We start from the raw sequence: 17,168 nt of genomic DNA, 5'->3' as shown, positions 1-17,168 counted from the left end.
GGAGGAATTGCAAAGTGCCCTGGATGTTCTGCAACACCGCGGTTTTCCCTGCCTGTGTGAAGGCGTCCGCTTTACTCATAACCATTACCGCAGTCTTTTTTGGAGTTGTTGTTGTCGGATGACTCACCCATGGTCGACCCCTGCGAGCGGGGTGCCCATTGGACGTAAGTCTAGGTAGGACGTAAACGTGAGGCAGCGTCTGAAAAACCCTACCTAAATGTGAGAAAAACCTTACCTAACCCCTATTGGAAAATATTCCGACGAAGTGCACATTGAAGGTCTGCTTAGCGATGTCTCACCACTGTGCTAGGGAAATGAATTGAACATGTAGAGAACGCCATGTCCGACCACGATATTTTGAGTGACGCCGAGCGTGAAGCGCTGAGTGCAGTCATGCAGGAACCTGACTTGCCGCCGCAACGGGTGTTGATCGTCGATGACGATAAAGATGCCCGGGAGCTGCTGTCAGAGATCCTCGGGTTGGACGGGATTCGTTGCCTGACCGCGGCGAGCGGCGAAACAGCATTGAAAATGCTGGAAGAGAAACCCGCGATTGGTTTGATCATCACCGATTTGCGGATGGGCAATGTCGATGGCCTCGATCTGATCCGCCAGGTCCGTGAATCGGTACGGGCGGCGATGCCGATCATCATTGTGTCCGGTGATGCCGACGTGAAAGACGCCATCGCCGCCATGCATTTGAGCGTGGTGGATTTTTTGCTCAAGCCCATCGATACCGGCAAATTGCTGGGGCTGGTCAAGCATGAGTTGGGGATGGAGCCCTGACCGATGATGGGTTTGGCTTGTTTGATCGTCTTCGCGGGCAAGCCGCGCTTCGTGCAAGACCTGTAGGAGCGAGGCTTGCCCGCTAAGGCAGCGCCCGTGATGCCCAAAAAAAACCCTGATCGAAAGATCAGGGCTTTTTCATGTCCGGCGTAAACGTTCGTTATAGGCCGTTGGCAGCCTTGAACTCGCGACGACGACGGTGCAGGACCGGCTCGGTGTAGCCGTTCGGCTGTTTGGTGCCTTCGATCACCAGTTCGACCGCCGCCTGGAAGGCGATGTTGCTGTCGAAGTTCGGTGCCAGCGGACGATACAGCGGGTCGTTGGCGTTCTGACGGTCAACCACCGGCGCCATGCGCTTGAGGCTTTCCATCACTTGCTCTTCGGTGACGATGCCGTGACGCAGCCAGTTGGCGATGTGCTGGCTCGAAATACGCAGCGTGGCACGGTCTTCCATCAGGCCGACATCGTTGATGTCCGGCACTTTCGAACAGCCAACGCCCTGGTCGATCCAGCGCACGACGTAACCGAGAATGCCCTGGCTGTTGTTGTCCAGTTCGTTCTTGATTTGCTCGGCGGTCCACTGCGGATTCACTGCCAGCGGGATGGTCAGGATGTCGTCCACCGACGCGTGAGCACGCTTGGCCAGTTCGGCCTGACGGGCGAACACGTCAACCTTGTGGTAGTGCAGCGCGTGCAGGGCAGCGGCAGTTGGCGACGGGACCCAGGCCGTGTTGGCGCCGGCCAGTGGGTGAGCGATTTTCTGTTCGAGCATCGCTGCCATCAGGTCAGGCATTGCCCACATGCCTTTACCGATCTGTGCGCGACCCTGCAGGCCGGTGCTCAAACCGATATCGACGTTGGAGTTCTCGTAGGCACCGATCCATTTTTCCGCCTTCATGTCGGCCTTGCGCACCATCGGGCCGGCTTCCATGGAGGTGTGGATTTCGTCGCCCGTGCGGTCGAGGAAACCGGTGTTGATGAACACCACGCGCTCGCTGGCAGCCTTGATGCAAGCCTTGAGGTTGACCGTGGTACGGCGTTCCTCGTCCATGATCCCGACCTTGAGGGTATTGCGCGCCAGGCCCAGCACGTCTTCGATGCGGCCGAACAGTTCGTTGGTGAACGCCGCTTCTTCAGGGCCGTGCATCTTCGGCTTCACAATGTAGATGGAGCCGGTGCGGGTGTTCTTGCGCGTGGTGTTGCCGTTCAGGTTGTGCATCGCTGCCAGGCAGGTCACCAGGCCATCGAGAATACCTTCCGGCACTTCATTGCCATCTTTGTCGAGGATCGCATCGATGGTCATCAGGTGACCCACGTTGCGCACGAACAACAACGAGCGACCGTGCAGGTTCACCGCGTTACCGTCGACACCGGTGTAGGTGCGGTCGGGGTTCATGGTGCGGGTAAACGTCTTGCCACCCTTGGCGACTTCTTCCGACAGGTCGCCTTTCATCAAGCCGAGCCAGTTGCGGTAGATCACCACTTTGTCATCGGCATCAACGGCGGCAACCGAGTCTTCGCAGTCCATGATGGTGGTCAGCGCGGCTTCCATCAGGATGTCTTTGACGCCGGCGGCATCGGTCTGGCCAACCGGAGTGCTGGCGTCGACCTGGATTTCGAAATGCAGGCCGTTGTTTTTCAGCAGGATCGCGGTCGGTGCCGAAGCATCGCCCTGGAAACCGATCAGTTGCGCATCGTTGCGCAGGCCGCTGTTGCTGCCGCCCTTTAGCGCGACGACCAGTTTGCCGTCGACGATTTTATAGGCGGTGGAATCGACGTGGGAACCGGCTGCCAGTGGCGCCGCTTCGTCGAGGAAGGCGCGGGCGAAGGCGATGACCTTGTCGCCACGAACCTTGTTGTAGCCTTTGCCTTTTTCCGCACCGTCAGCTTCGCTGATGGCGTCGGTGCCGTAGAGCGCGTCGTACAGCGAACCCCAGCGGGCGTTCGAAGCATTGAGAGCGAAGCGGGCGTTCATCACCGGGACCACGAGTTGTGGACCGGCCATGCGGGCGATTTCTTCATCGACGTTTTGCGTCGTTGCCTGGAAATCGGCCGCTTCTGGCAGCAGATAACCGATGTCTTGCAGGAAGGCTTTGTAGGCCACGGCGTCGTGCGCCTGACCGGCGCGTTCCTGGTGCCAGGCGTCGATACGCGCCTGGAAATCATCGCGTTTGGCGAGTAGGGCTTTGTTCTTCGGTGCCAGGTCATGAATGACCTTGTCTGCACCGGCCCAGAACTTATCGGCGGTGAGGCCGGTACCGGGAATGGCTTCGTTGTTCACGAAGTCGAACAGGACTTTGGCGACCTGCAGGCCACCGACTTGAACGTGTTCAGTCATTGCTTGCCTCACTCTGCTCAGCTATTTCGCTTTTCAGCTCTTCAATTTAACAATGAAGCCTCTGGCCATTTAAACCACAAACCCTGCGACCAGTACATGCCATTTCTGACGGCTGGGTGGTGACCGATCAACGGCTTGAGGGCCTTGCTGACGGGGCTTTCAGGGATGTGGCTGCGGCTGTGGCAGACATCGATCCAACGTTATGTAGTGCGCGCTGCGGCATACTACATGATCAATTGCGCTTGTGAAAATTAGACTAATTACGTCGTTCTGCGACCCCATGACGCATTGCAGTCACGTCGGGGATCGGGATGTTCTCAAAAAACCATGAGATTGTTCCAGTTAAATATAAAAAGTTGTACACATAATCTTTGGTTTGCGGCTATGGAGCTATGTTTCCCGTGGCGAGGGAGCTTGCTCCCGCTGGCTTGCGAAGCAAGCCCAAACGTATTTACGACTGCTTCGCAGTCGAGCGGGAGCAAGCTCCCTCGCCACAGCCAAGCCGATTCCAGCCCCTTGCCTATACTTGGTTTTCTATAACAAGAGTCATGACCAGAGGGCTGCGCCATGGACCACCTCGTACTCACCGTTTTTGCACCGGACAAGCCAGGGCAGGTCGAGCGCATTGCCCAATGCATTGCCGAGCAGGGCGGCAACTGGCTGGAAAGCCGCATGTCGCGCATGGCCGGGCAATTCGCCGGGATTCTTCGGGTGGGCGTGCCGGCAGAAGCCTACGACGCATTAGTCGATGCCCTACAGGCATTGTCCGCTCAGGGCATTCGCGTGTTGATCGCCGAAAGCGGCATCGAACAGTCCTGCACCTGGAAGCCGATTGCCATGGAATTGGTGGGCAATGATCGCCCCGGTATCGTGCGAGACATCACCCGGTTGTTGAGCGAGCAGGGGGTGAACCTGGAAAGGTTGGTGACGGAAGTGCGTCCAGCGCCGATGAGCAGCGAGCCGTTGTTCCACGCCGAGGCGATTCTGGCGGTGCCATTGACCCTTTCTCTGGACGTGCTGCAATCACGCCTGGAAACCCTGGCGGATGATCTGATGGTGGAACTGGTGCTGCGCAGTGAACCGTGACCCGGTTATCCAAGTTTAACGTGCACCTGCCTGTGGATAACCTGTAGAGACAGCCCGCCAGGCCACGCCGGCCGGGGCTTTTCAGGATCTGATCAAAAAACCAGCAGTTTCAGTGACTTGCGCACAAACGGCGGGGATCACGCTGTGGATAACCTTGGGAAGGAACGATGCAGGCCACGGAATACGTGGCCTGTGGAGGTTTGTACGTTTTTTGATCAGGCGCGGCGACGCAAACTGAGCCACGCATCGACGCTGTAAACGGCCAGGCCTGCCCAGATAAACATGAAGGCCACCAAGGTGCTGGACGACAAGTGTTCGTCAAACAGCAGTACCGCCTGCAACAACACCAACGTCGGCGCCAGGTACTGGAGGAAGCCCAGTGTGGTGTAGGGCAAATGCCGCGCGGCGGCGTTGAAACACACCAGCGGTACCAGCGTCACCGGACCTGCCGCCACCAACCACCAGGCCTCGGAGGTCGTCCAGAATTCGGCCTGAGCACTGCTGGCGGTCGGATTGAGCAACAACCAGGCAATGGCGATCGGCACCAGCATCCAGGTTTCCACCACCAGCCCGGGCAGGGCCTTCACGGGTGCCTGCTTGCGAATCAGCCCGTAGAAACCGAAGGTCAGAGCCAACACCAGCGACACCCACGGCAGACTGCCGACTTGCCATACCTGTTGCGCTACGCCCACGGCCGCCAGCCCCACCGCAATCCATTGCATGCGGCGCAGCCGCTCGCCGAGGATCAGCATGCCCAGCAGCACGTTCACCAGCGGATTGATGTAGTAACCAAGGCTGGCTTCGAGCATGCGCCCGTTATTCACCGACCAGACATAGGTCAGCCAGTTGGCCGCGATCAATGTGCCGCTCAAGGCGAGGATCGCCAGTCGCTTCGGATTATCACGCAGCTCACGCCACCAGCCCGGGTGCTTCCAGACCATCAGCAGCAAGGCACCAAACAGCGCCGACCAGAGCACGCGGTGGATGATGATCTCCACGGCGGGAACGCTGGCGATGGCTTTGAAGTAAAGCGGGAAAAGTCCCCAGATGATGTAGGCACTCAGGCCCAAAATGTACCCGCGACGCGGGTTGGCGGCTTGCATGCAGAGTCCTTGCTTAGGCAGCTAACAAAGAAGGGATTGTATAGATGTGTAGAGGATTGTGTAGCGAGGCTTGCCCGCGAAGAACGCTAACGTGGTATGCCTGATGTACCGCGTTTTCGTTCTTCGCGGGCAAGCCTCGCTCCTACAGGGGTTAGAACAACTTCAGGGGTTCTTCGTTGAGCGCCGCCAACTGCTCACGCAACGCCAACACCTGATCGCCCCAATAGCGTTCGCTGCCGAACCACGGAAAACTGCGCGGAAAGGCCGGGTCGTCCCAGCGGCGGGCAAGCCAGGCGCTGTAGTGCATCAGGCGCAGGGCACGCAAGGGTTCGATCAGCGCCAGCTCCCGCGGGTCGAAGTCGTGGAATTCGTTGTAGCCGTCCATCAATTCCGACAGTTGCCCCAGGCAATCCTGCCGATCACCCGCCAGCATCATCCAGATGTCCTGGACCGCCGGACCCATGCGACAGTCGTCGAGATCGACGATATGGAACATTTCGTCGCGGCACATCATGTTGCCGGGGTGACAGTCGCCGTGCATGCGGATGTTCTGGTGCGGTGTGTTGCTGTAGGCATCTTCCACACGCTTGAGCAGATCGCGGGCGACGGACTCGTAGGCCGGGAGCAAACTGCGCGGGATGAAATTGCCTTCGAGCAAGGTTGCCAGTGAGTCATGGCCGAAGTTCTTGACTGCCAGGGCTTCGCGATGCTCGAACGGCTTGGTCGAACCCACTGCATGCAAGCGCCCGAGCAGTTGCCCCAGGCGATACAACTGATCGAGGTTGCCCGGCTCCGGCGCACGACCACCGCGGCGAGGGAACAGGGTGAAGCGAAAGCCTTTGTGTTCGTGCAGCGTTTCACCGTTGTGGATCAGCGGCGCAACCACGGGTACATCAACCCCGGCAAGTTCGAAGGTGAACTGGTGTTCCTCCAGAATCGCTTCGTTGCTCCAGCGCTGCGGACGATAGAACTTGGCGATCAGCGGCTCGCAGTCTTCGATGCCGACTTGATAGACACGATTCTCGTAGCTGTTGAGCGCCAGGATGCGCGCGTCGCTGAGGAAGCCGATGCTCTCGACGGCATCGAGCACGAGGTCTGGGGTGAGGGTTTCAAACGGGTGGGCCATGCTGACTCCTGCGCGCAGCAGGCTGCTGCGTCCGGCCAGGCATGGTAGCGCAGACGGGGCTGCAAGGGGGATCGTTCCCACGCTCTGCGTGGGAATGCAGCCAGGGACGCTCTGCGTCCCAAAAGCCGAACGCGGAGCGTCCGTTGAGCCATTCCCACGCAGAGTGTAGGAACGATCAGTGGCGGACGATCCAAATCAGGCGCCGACAATCCCGCCATCTTCCCGGCTGATCGCTATCACCGAAGACCGCGGCTTGCCATTGGGCAAATGCTCGGGGAAGGTTGAACCGCCGTTTTCACCCGGATGCTGGATTCCGACAAACAGGGTTTTTTGATCGGGTGAGAAACTGATCCCCGTCACTTCACAGCCAATCGGTCCGACCATGAAACGACGAATTTCCCCGCTCACCGGATCGGCGCAGAGCATCTGGTTGTTGCCCATGCCGGCGAAATCTCCGGCGTTGCTGGCATCGCCATCGGTTTGAATCCACAACCGCCCGGCATCATCGAACGCCAGACCGTCGGGGCTGTTGAACATGTTCTGCTGGGTGATGTTCGACGAGCCACCCTTTGGTGTTCCCGCGTGTACTTGCGGGTTGCCGGCCACCACAAAAAGATCCCAGGCAAAGGTTTTCGAACCGTGATCATCACGATCGGTGCGCCAGCGCAGAATTTGCCCGTAGACGTTTTTCTCCCGCGGGTTTGGTCCGCCCACCGGTTGCCCGTCTTCACCGCGTTTGGCGTTGTTGGTCAGCGTGCAGTAGACCTGGCCATCCTTGGGACTGACCACGATCCATTCCGGGCGGTCCATGCGCGTGGCTTTCACGACGCTTGCCGCCAGACGCACATTGATCAACACCTCGGCTTGATCGGCAAAACCACTGTCGGCATCGATGCCGTTCTTGCCGTGGGTCAACTCGATCCATTCACCCTGGCCTTTGGGATGATCGGCATTGCCGTCACCGGCGTCGAACCGTGCCACGTACAAGGTGCCGTGATCGAGCAGGTCGCGGTTGGCCTTGGGATTCTGGAGGTTGATTTTGTCGCGGCTGACGAATTTGTAGATGAATTCGCCGCGCTCATCGTCGCCCATGTAAACCACCGCATGCCCGTCACGGGTTTGTGTGAGGGCGGCGTTTTCGTGTTTGAAGCGCCCCAGCGCGGTGCGCTTGACCGGGGTCGATTGCGGGTCGAACGGATCAATCTCGACCACCCAGCCATGTCGGTTGAGTTCGTTGGGATTTTTCGCCAGGTCGAAACGCGAATCGTGTTGATGCCAGTTGATCTCTTTGCTGGAGACCACCGCGCCATAGCGTTTCTGCGCGGCGTCGAATTTCTGTTCGGCATTGGTGCTGCCGAAGCAATCGGTGAAGTTCTCTTCGCAGGTCAGGTAAGTGCCCCACGGTGTCTGGCCGTTGGCGCAATTCTGGAACGTTCCGAGGACGGTTTTACCCTGCGGATCGGCACTGGTTTTCAGCAAGTCATGTCCGGCGGCAGGGCCGCTCAGCCTGATCGGTGAATTGCCATGGATGCGTCGGTTGTAACGCGAATCCTGAACGAATTGCCAGTGGCCGTCCTTGCGTTGCACTTCAATCACCGACACGCCTTCGCAAGCCAGGGCTTTGCGCACGTCTTGCGCCGATTGCGGCATGCCGCCCTGGGGGTAAAGGTAGCGATAGTTGGTGTATTCGTTGTTGATCGCCATCAGCGCGCGATGCTCGTCCCCGGGAAAGGCGAACAGGCTCATGCCGTCGTTGTTGTCGCCGAACTGGACTTCCTGCTGCTCGGCGCTGCCATTGCCGCTCGGATCGAATGCCGGACCGTTTTTGTGCAGGGGCTGGCCCCAACTGATCAACACCGAAGATTTGTAGCCTGGCGGCAGGCTGATGCTGTCGGCGGTGGCGGCGGGAATGCTCTCGAACCCCAGCAGCTTGCTGTTGCCGGCGCTGACACTGGCGGCCAGCACGCTGCGGCTCAACAAGTTACCACCGAGGAACATGGCGGCGCCGCACAAGGCACCCGCGCTGATGAATCCGCGACGGCTGAGGCCGACCATTTGTTCGAGGTCGGTGGGTTGGTTGTCTTCTAATAGGCTCACATCAGGCTCCCTGCGGTTTTTGCAGTCACCTTAGTGATCAGTGATGAAGGTTTTGTTGCAGCGCGTTTACAAAGGAGTGCCCAGCAGAACCCGGGACGGTGAAAACTCGACGCGCACGGGCTTGCCGCTGCCAAGTCCCTGGGACTGCAAATGCCCGGGTTCGGCCAAGGCACACAGGGTCAAGCCGTTGGGCAGGGAGATACGTACTTCGCTGGGGCCGTCGTCTGCATCCAGGATCTTGTCGATAATGCCGTTCAAGCAATTGTTGCCTGGCGTTTCGCCAGAGTCGATCGCCATCAGATCAAGCCAACCGGCCTTGATCAACGCGACGACTTCGGTACCGATTTGCAGCTCCAGTCGTTCGGTACTGTCGTGGGTGATTTGTGCTTCGATGACCAGGTGTTCAGCCATTGCCAGGCGAATCAGGTCGTTTCGCCCCTGAGGCTCGATTGCGGCGACCGTACCATGCAGTTGGTTGCGCGCACTGGTGCGCAACATCAGGCGACCGAGCAGGTCCAGGTCGCTGGCGTCTTCAGCGGCTTCCAGCACCTGAGCCTGTAACGCCTGCAATTTCTGATACAGGCGCAATACCCGCTCGCCCTCGCTGGACAGTTTGGCGCCGCCACCGCCCTTGCCACCGACACTGCGCTCCACCAACGGTTTTTGCGCGAGGTTGTTCAGCTCATCGATGGCATCCCAGGCTGCCTTGTAGCTCAGCCCCGCGCTTTTTGCGGCACGGGTGATCGAACCCTGTTCAGCGATGTGTTGCAGCAGGGCGATGCGCTGCGGACGGCGGACAATGTGCTGGGACAACAAACTGGGCAAGGACATGGCAGACGCTTTGGGTTGTGACGATGGAAAGGACGTTGGCTGCTAAGGACGTACGAGTCAAGTCAAGGAGCGTCCCCCGGTTTGGGCGTGCGGGCCAGGCAATAGACATCGACCCGTGCGGCACCGGCGTCCATCAGCAGACGAGCCAATGCTTGCGCAGTGGCGCCGGTTGTCAGCACATCGTCCACCAGCGCTAGGTGACGACCCTTCACCGACCCGCCGGGCGTCAGAACGAAAGCGTGGCGCAAGTTCATCTTGCGCGCCACCGCGTTCAAATTCTGTTGGGCACTGGTGTCTTGAGGCCTTGATAGCAGCTGCTCATCGGAAGGCAAGCCGAGGTGAACGCTCAACCAGCGAGCCAGCATTGCCGCCTGATTGAACCCGCGTTGGCGCAAGCGTTTGGGCGCCAGTGGCACCGGAACCAATGCATCGGGAACCGGCAGATCATCGGCGAAACGATGTTGCAGCGCCTGGGTGAGCAGTTCGGCGAGCAAGTGGCCAAACGGCCACTTGGCGCTGTGCTTGAAACGGGTAATCAGGCTGTCTACTGGAAAACTGTAGGTCCAGGGAGCAATGACCTTTTCGAAGGCCGGTGGCTGTTTCAGGCATTGGCCGCACGTCAGGCCGGCCGCGGGCAACGGCAGTGCGCAACTCAGGCAGTGATCGCCGAGCCAAGGTAACTCGGTTTCGCAGGCCATGCAGATGGGCGCGGCCCCATCGGCCAATTCATCACACAACAAACAAATTTGTTTATTTTTTAACCAGATGTAAACCTGTCTTTCGTAGCGTGGTTGACAGCGCATTGCTCTTCCTTAAATATGCCGAACATCCGTGTTACGCCTGTGGGTATTCCGTCCCCAGTCGCTTGCCCAGCATAAAACAAAGGAAACGCCCATGAGCGCCAGCACCACTGCAACCCTGCGTCATGACTGGACTTTGGCCGAAGTCAAAGCACTCTTCGTTCAACCCTTCAATGACCTGCTGTTCCAGGCGCAGACGGTGCACCGCGCGCATTTCGACGCCAATCGCGTCCAGGTGTCGACCCTGTTGTCGATCAAGACCGGTGCCTGCCCAGAAGATTGCAAATATTGTCCACAGTCTGGTCACTACAACACCGGCCTGGAAAAAGAAAAACTGATGGAAGTGCAGAAGGTCCTCGAAGAGGCCGCCCGCGCCAAAGCCATCGGCTCGACCCGCTTCTGCATGGGCGCCGCGTGGAAACATCCATCGGCCAAAGACATGCCTTACGTATTGAAAATGGTGGAAGGCGTGAAAGCGCTGGGTCTGGAAACCTGCATGACCCTGGGTCGCCTCGATCAGGAGCAGACCGAAGCGCTGGCCAAGGCCGGTCTGGATTACTACAACCACAACCTCGATACATCCCCCGAGTTCTACGGCAGCATCATCACCACCCGCACCTACAGCGAGCGCCTGCAAACCCTGGCCTACGTGCGTGATTCAGGGATGAAGATCTGCTCGGGCGGCATCCTCGGCATGGGCGAGTCCCTCGATGATCGCGCCAACCTGCTGATCCAGTTGGCCAACCTGCCGGAGCATCCGGAATCGGTGCCGATCAACATGCTGGTGAAAGTCGCCGGTACACCACTGGAAAACGCCGAGGACATCGACCCGTTCGACTTCATCCGTATGCTCGCGGTTGCGCGGATCCTGATGCCGCAATCCCACGTGCGCCTGTCCGCCGGCCGCGAAGCGATGAACGAGCAGATGCAGGCCCTGGCGTTCTTCGCCGGCGCCAACTCGATTTTCTACGGTGAAAAACTGCTGACCACCGCCAACCCGCAGGCCGACAAAGACATGCAGCTGTTCTCGCGTCTGGGCATCCTGCCGGAAGCCCGCGAAGAGCACGCTGACGAAGTGCATCAGGCGGCGATCGAACAGGCATTGGTGGAGCAGAAGAGCAGCGAGCAGTTCTATAACGCGGCGGTTTAAGCGCTTCGCAATTTTGATTGGCTGGAATGCTGAACCCTGTGGGAGCGGGCTTGCCCGCGATCGCGCAGTCACATTCAAAAAGGATGTCGACTGGAAGATCGCTATCGCGGGCAAGCCCGCTCCCACAGGGTCTGTGTTCACCCTAATATTGGTGCTTTGATTGTCCGAGGCCTGCATGTCTTTCGATCTCGCCGCACGCCTGGCTGCCCGTCGTGCCGAAAACCTCTATCGCCAGCGTCCGCTGCTCGAAAGCCCGCAAGGCCCGCAAGTGGTGGTCGATGGCCAGCCGCTGCTGGCGTTCTGTAACAACGATTACCTGGGCCTGGCCAATCACCCGCAAGTGATCGAAGCCTGGCGCGACGGCGCCTTGAAATGGGGCGTCGGCGGCGGAGCATCGCACCTGGTCATCGGCCACAGTGGCCCGCATCACGCGCTGGAAGAAGCACTCGCCGATCTGACCGGTCGCCCACGCGCATTGCTGTTCACCACCGGTTACATGGCCAACCTTGGCGCGGTGACCGCGCTGGTGGGGCAGGGGGACACGGTGCTGGAAGACCGACTCAACCATGCTTCATTACTGGACGCGGGACTGTTGTCGGGCGCACGGTTCAGCCGTTACCTGCATAACGATGCCGCGAGCCTGGCTACTCGGCTTGAGAAAGCCAGCGGCAATACCCTGGTGGTCACCGATGGCGTGTTCAGCATGGACGGCGACATCGCCGACCTGCCGGCGCTGGCCCGGCAAGCCAAGGCCAAGGGCGCATGGTTGATGGTCGATGATGCGCATGGTTTCGGTCCGCTAGGCGCCAATGGCGGCGGCGTCGTCGAGCATTTCGGCCTGAGTATGGAAGAAGTGCCGGTACTGGTCGGCACCCTCGGCAAGGCATTCGGCACGGCGGGGGCATTTGTCGCCGGCAGTGAAGAGCTGATCGAAAGCCTGATTCAGTTTGCCCGCCCCTACATTTACACCACCAGCCAGCCGCCCGCACTGGCCTGCGCCACACTCAAAAGTCTTGAACTGTTGCGCAGCGAACATTGGCGCCGTGAGCATCTGCAAGCGCTGATCCGCCAGTTCCGTCAAGGCGCCGAGCAGATTGGCCTGCAGCTGATGGACAGTTTCACACCGATCCAGCCGATCATGATCGGCGACGCCGCCAGGGCGGTGCGTTTGTCGCAGATGTTGCGCGAGCGCGGGCTGATGGTGACCGCCATTCGTCCACCGACCGTGCCCGCCGGCAGCGCCCGTTTGCGTGTGACCCTGAGCGCCGCCCATAGCGAGTCGCAAGTGCAGCTATTGTTACAAGGACTGGCCGATTGTTTCGAACAACTGGGACCGGAGCCAAGCCATGCGTGATCGACTGATTCTGCTGCCTGGCTGGGGCCTTGGCGTTTCGCCGCTGGAGCCGCTGGCGGCCGCCTTGCAAGGCCTGGATGAACATCTGCGGGTGGAAATCGAGCCACTGCCGGAGCTGGTATCCAGCGACCTTGAAGAATGGCTCGATGAACTCGATTCGATGTTGCCCCAGGATGCCTGGCTTGGCGGCTGGTCCCTGGGAGGCATGCTCGCCTCCGAATTGGCGGCGCGTCGTGGTGATCGTTGTTGTGGTCTGCTGACGCTGGCGAGTAACCCTTGTTTTGTCGCCCATGACCAGTGGCCGAGCGCGATGCCCGGTGAAACCTTCGATGCGTTTCTGGCAGGTTGCAGGGCGGACCCGCGCACGACATTGAAACGCTTTTCGCTGCTTTGCGCCCAAGGTGCCGAAGACCCGCGCGGTTTGTCGCGGCTGCTGCTCGGCGGCGCGCCACATACGGCGGCCTCGGTGTTGCTGAGCGGTCTGGAAGTGCTTGCGCAGCTCGATACCCGCCACGCCTTGCAGGCCTTTCGCGGCCCGCAGCTGCATCTGTTTGCTGGCCTTGATGGTCTGGTTCCCGCTGAGGCGGCAGGCGAGTTGTTCGCGTTAACCCCGGATATCGAAATCGGTCTGATTGAACAGGCCGGCCACGCGTTTCTTCTGGAAGACCCCCACGGTGTGGCGGGGGCGATCCAGGCCTTTTTGCATGAGTCCGGCGATGACTGATTTATCCCTTCCCAACCTGCCCGGCGGCTTGCCCGACAAACGCCAGGTTGCGGCTTCTTTTTCCCGCGCCGCAGCGAGCTACGACAGCGTGGCCGAGTTGCAGCGAGATGTCGGCAATCAATTGCTGGGCCGGTTACCGGCGTCGTTCACTGCGCAGCGATGGCTGGACCTTGGCTGTGGCACCGGGCATTTCAGTCGTGCATTGGGCGAACGCTTCCCGCTCGGTCACGGGGTGGCGCTGGACATCGCCGAGGGCATGCTCAATCACGCCCGGCCCTTGGGCGGTGCTGCGCATTTCATCGCGGGCGACGCCGAGTGCCTGCCATTGCGCGATGCCACTTGCGATCTGATCTTTTCCAGCCTGGCCGTGCAGTGGTGTGCGGACTTCACCTCGGTACTCAGCGAGGCTTACCGCGTACTGAAGCCGGGCGGTGTTTTCGCATTTGCTAGTCTGTGCGTGGGTACGTTGTACGAGTTACGCGACAGCTGGCGTCAGGTCGATGGCATGGTGCATGTCAACCGCTTCCGCGAATTCGCTGTTTATCAACAGCTGTGTGCGGCCAGCGGCTTGCAGCCGCTCACGCTGGAAACCCGAGCGCATGTATTGCATTACCCGGACGTGCGCAGCCTGACCCATGAACTCAAGGCCCTGGGCGCGCACAACCTCAATCCCGGGCGCCCTGGCGGTTTGACGGGACGGGCGCGGATACTGGGGCTGGTCGAGGCTTATGAGCAGTTTCGTCAGGCCGAGGGCCTGCCGGCGACTTATCAAGTGGTGTACGCCGTTTTGGAGAAACCCTTATGAGCGCAGCCTATTTCATCACCGGTACCGACACCGATGTCGGCAAAACCACGGTGGCCGCAGGTCTGTTGCATGCCGCTCGAACTGCCGGCCTGAGCACCGCAGCCGGTAAACCGGTGGCCTCCGGTTGCACCGTGACGCCCAAGGGGCTGCGTAACGCCGATGCGCTGGCATTGTTGGCGGAATGTTCGCTGCCGTTGACTTATCCCCAGGTCAATCCGGTGGCGCTTGAACCGGCCATTGCCCCGCATTTGGCCGCCCGCGAGGCGGGCATCGCGCTGACCGTGCAATCGCTGGTGACGCCGATGCGGCAGATCCTCGATATGCAGGCCGATTTCACCTTGATCGAAGGCGCTGGCGGCTGGCGCGTGCCATTGGCGGATCAGGACAACCTGTCGGATCTGGCGATGGCATTGGGTCTGCCCGTGATCCTGGTGGTCGGCGTGCGCCTGGGCTGCATCAACCATGCGTTGCTCACAGCGGAAGCGATTGCCCGCGACGGTTTGCAACTGGCGGGCTGGGTGGCCAACATCATCGACCCGAAGACTTCGCGCCTGGAGGAAAACCTCGCGACCCTGGCCGAGCGCATACCGGCGCCTTGCCTGGGACGGGTGCCCAAGCTCAAGCTGGTGACGGCCGAAGCCGTGGCGGAACATCTCCAACTGGACCTGCTGGACTAGAATTTGCCTATGACAAGGCACAGTGCCATTAGGGTTTTTGTCGGGCGTTTTCTGCGCAGGTCTGCTTCAATGTGTGTTGGTAATCCTTTGCAAGGACGAGTTCTCCCATGGAAATCTCAGGTAACAGCGCTTTTTATGCCGGTCTGAGCACTATTCAGACAGGGCAGAACCGTGTCGATCAAGCCGCGGGCCAGATCGCCAACAACACCATCGAACGTGCGGTCACCAGCCAGTCCTCGGATGCCCAGGTCGATCGCCTGCGTTCTGTCGACCGCAGTCAGCAATCGGACCTGGCCAGCAACATGGTCGAGATGTCTCAGGGCAAATTTCAGGTTGAACTGGGCGCCAAGGTCGCCAAGGCATCCGATGAAGTGCTTGGAACGTTGATCGATACGTTCGCCTGATCTCCTGCTGAATCAGCACTGCCAACGCCGCGATATTTCGCGGCGTTTTTCTGCGTAAGTCCTTCTCCCTAAACTAATCTTTCCTTCACTGCGTGCTGCTGTAGCGGCGGCGCTGCGCAGCCTGTATGCCGGCTATTTCCTTAAGGGATGACGAACGGCAAAAGATCGACGCTTGACAAGATTTAGGCGTAAACGTATGTTTCAAACAACTGTTTGACCGTCACAACAAATCAACACGGTCGTTCATTCCCGGTTACATCAGCAGAGGTTTATCGCTATGCCTGACTACAAGGCCCCCTTGCGTGATATTCGCTTCGTACGTGACGAACTGCTCGGCTACGAAGCGCACTATCAGAGCCTTCCGGCTTGCGCGGACGCAACTCCGGACATGGTTGACGCCATTCTCGAAGAAGGCGCCAAGTTTTGTGAGCAGGTACTGGCTCCGCTGAACCGTGTGGGTGATACCGAAGGCTGCACCTGGAGCGAGTCCGGCGTTAAGACCCCGACTGGCTTCAAAGAGGCCTACAAGCAATTTGTCGAAGGCGGCTGGCCAAGCCTGGCCCATGACGTAGAACACGGCGGCCAGGGCCTGCCGGAATCTCTGGGTCTGGCTGTCAGCGAAATGGTTGGCGAGGCCAACTGGTCGTGGGGCATGTACCCGGGCCTGTCGCACGGTGCGATGAACACCATCTCCGAGCACGGCACCCCAGAGCAGCAAGAGGCCTACCTGACCAAACTGGTTTCCGGCGAGTGGACCGGCACCATGTGCCTGACCGAACCGCACTGCGGCACCGACCTGGGCATGCTGCGCACCAAGGCCGAACCTCAGGCCGACGGTTCCTACAAAGTCTCCGGCACCAAGATCTTCATCTCGGCCGGTGAACACGACATGGCCGACAACATCGTCCACATCGTGCTGGCCCGCCTGCCGGATGCACCGGCTGGCACCAAAGGCATCTCGCTGTTCATCGTGCCGAAATTCCTGCCGAACGCAGACGGCTCGATCGGTGCGCGTAACGCCGTGTCCTGTGGTTCCCTGGAACACAAGATGGGCATCCATGGCAACGCCACTTGCGTGATGAACTTCGACGCGGCCACCGGTTACCTGATCGGCCCGGCGAACAAAGGCCTGAACTGCATGTTCACCTTCATGAACACCGCACGCCTGGGCACTGCGCTTCAAGGTCTGGCACACGCCGAGATCGGCTTCCAGGGCGGTCTGAAATATGCTCGCGACCGTCTGCAAATGCGCTCGCTGACTGGCCCGAAAGCGCCGGACAAAGCCGCTGACCCGATCATCGTCCACCCGGACGTACGCCGCATGCTGTTGACCATGAAGGCGTTCGCCGAAGGCAACCGTGCGATGGTTTACTTCACGGCCAAACAGGTCGACATCGTCAAGTATGGCGTGGACGAAGAAGAGAAGAAGAAAGCCGACGCACTGCTGGCCTTCATGACTCCAATCGCCAAGGCCTTCATGACCGAAGTCGGTTTCGAGTCGGCCAACCACGGCGTGCAGATCTACGGCGGCCACGGTTTCATCGCTGAGTGGGGCATGGAGCAGAACGTTCGCGACAGCCGCATTTCGATGCTGTACGAAGGCACCACCGGTATCCAGGCCCTCGACCTGCTGGGTCGTAAAGTGCTGATGACCCAAGGCGAAGCCCTGAAAGGCTTCACCAAGATCGTCCACAAGTTCTGCCAAACCAACGAAGGCAACGAAGCGGTTCAAGAGTTCGTCGCTCCGCTGGCTGCACTGAACAAGGAATGGGGCGAGCTGACCATGAAGGTCGGTATGGCTGCCATGAAAGATCGCGAAGAAGTCGGCGCGGCCTCCGTGGACTACCTGATGTACTCCGGTTACGCCTGCCTGGCCTACTTCTGGGC

15 protein-coding genes are annotated in these 17,168 nt (G+C 59.8%); 9 read left to right on the top strand and 6 right to left on the bottom strand.

Annotation, left to right across the window (positions count from 1 at the left end; translation table 11 throughout):
* Nucleotides 1–339: 339 nt before the first annotated feature.
* Nucleotides 340–786, top strand: a complete 447-nt coding sequence (locus tag D8V06_RS01215; RefSeq protein ID WP_056853869.1) for a response regulator — start codon at nt 340–342, stop codon at nt 784–786.
* A 160-nt stretch (nt 787–946) separates the two neighbouring features.
* Here D8V06_RS01215 and D8V06_RS01210 read toward each other — a convergent pair whose 3' ends face one another.
* Nucleotides 947–3,124: a malate synthase G gene (locus D8V06_RS01210; protein WP_130930295.1), complete on the bottom strand. Its 2,178-nt coding sequence runs from the start codon at nt 3,122–3,124 to the stop codon at nt 947–949.
* Between the two features lie 567 nt (nt 3,125–3,691).
* Between D8V06_RS01210 and D8V06_RS01200 the strand changes: the two genes are divergently transcribed.
* Complete coding sequence (locus D8V06_RS01200; protein WP_056853580.1) at nt 3,692–4,210, top strand: glycine cleavage system protein R; 519 nt, start codon at nt 3,692–3,694, stop codon at nt 4,208–4,210.
* Nucleotides 4,211–4,425: 215 nt separating this feature from the next.
* Here the strand turns inward: D8V06_RS01200 and rarD are convergent, their stop codons facing one another.
* The 5 genes from rarD to D8V06_RS01175 form a co-directional block, all read right to left on the bottom strand.
* A complete protein-coding gene (gene rarD / locus D8V06_RS01195; protein ID WP_130930294.1) occupies nt 4,426–5,313 on the bottom strand; it encodes an EamA family transporter RarD in 888 nt (295 codons plus the stop codon).
* A 151-nt stretch (nt 5,314–5,464) separates the two neighbouring features.
* On the bottom strand, nt 5,465–6,439 hold the full coding sequence (locus D8V06_RS01190; RefSeq protein WP_056853578.1) for a serine/threonine protein kinase: 975 nt from the start codon (nt 6,437–6,439) through the stop codon (nt 5,465–5,467).
* A 195-nt stretch (nt 6,440–6,634) separates the two neighbouring features.
* Nucleotides 6,635–8,536, bottom strand: coding sequence for a PhoX family phosphatase (locus D8V06_RS01185; protein ID WP_130907959.1), 1,902 nt, complete (start codon nt 8,534–8,536; stop codon nt 6,635–6,637).
* A gap of 66 nt (nt 8,537–8,602) precedes the next feature.
* Nucleotides 8,603–9,367, bottom strand: coding sequence for a TOBE domain-containing protein (locus D8V06_RS01180; protein ID WP_130907960.1), 765 nt, complete (start codon nt 9,365–9,367; stop codon nt 8,603–8,605).
* A gap of 62 nt (nt 9,368–9,429) precedes the next feature.
* Nucleotides 9,430–10,170, bottom strand: coding sequence for a ComF family protein (locus D8V06_RS01175; RefSeq protein ID WP_130907961.1), 741 nt, complete (start codon nt 10,168–10,170; stop codon nt 9,430–9,432).
* Between the two features lie 91 nt (nt 10,171–10,261).
* Here D8V06_RS01175 and bioB point away from each other — a divergent pair, with 91 nt between their 5' ends.
* The 7 genes from bioB to D8V06_RS01135 all read left to right on the top strand — a co-directional run.
* Nucleotides 10,262–11,317 carry a biotin synthase BioB gene (bioB, locus tag D8V06_RS01170; RefSeq protein ID WP_056853574.1) on the top strand — a complete coding sequence of 352 codons (1,056 nt, stop codon included), beginning with the start codon at nt 10,262–10,264 and terminating at the stop codon, nt 11,315–11,317.
* Nucleotides 11,318–11,492: 175 nt separating this feature from the next.
* Nucleotides 11,493–12,671 (top strand): 8-amino-7-oxononanoate synthase, encoded by a 1,179-nt coding sequence (gene bioF, locus D8V06_RS01160; protein WP_130930293.1) that lies wholly within the window; start codon nt 11,493–11,495, stop codon nt 12,669–12,671.
* Nucleotides 12,664–13,395, top strand: a complete 732-nt coding sequence (locus D8V06_RS01155) for an alpha/beta fold hydrolase (protein ID WP_130930292.1) — start codon at nt 12,664–12,666, stop codon at nt 13,393–13,395. The genes bioF and D8V06_RS01155 overlap by 8 nt, the downstream gene beginning before the upstream one ends.
* Nucleotides 13,388–14,200, top strand: a complete 813-nt coding sequence (gene bioC / locus D8V06_RS01150; RefSeq protein WP_130930291.1) for a malonyl-ACP O-methyltransferase BioC — start codon at nt 13,388–13,390, stop codon at nt 14,198–14,200. The genes D8V06_RS01155 and bioC overlap by 8 nt, the downstream gene beginning before the upstream one ends.
* Complete coding sequence (gene bioD, locus D8V06_RS01145) at nt 14,197–14,877, top strand: dethiobiotin synthase (RefSeq protein WP_130930290.1); 681 nt, start codon at nt 14,197–14,199, stop codon at nt 14,875–14,877. Before bioC ends, bioD begins: the two co-directional genes overlap by 4 nt.
* A 107-nt stretch (nt 14,878–14,984) precedes the next feature.
* Nucleotides 14,985–15,281, top strand: a complete 297-nt coding sequence (locus tag D8V06_RS01140; RefSeq protein ID WP_056853569.1) for a hypothetical protein — start codon at nt 14,985–14,987, stop codon at nt 15,279–15,281.
* Between the two features lie 277 nt (nt 15,282–15,558).
* Nucleotides 15,559–17,168 (top strand): phenylacyl-CoA dehydrogenase (locus D8V06_RS01135; RefSeq protein ID WP_130930289.1); only part of this gene is annotated, 1,610 nt, incomplete at its 3' end.

It is taken from the genome of Pseudomonas sp. Sample_24 (assembly GCF_004307605.1).
Taxonomy (GTDB): domain Bacteria; phylum Pseudomonadota; class Gammaproteobacteria; order Pseudomonadales; family Pseudomonadaceae; genus Aquipseudomonas.
This window is presented reverse-complemented; position numbering and strand designations above follow the sequence as displayed.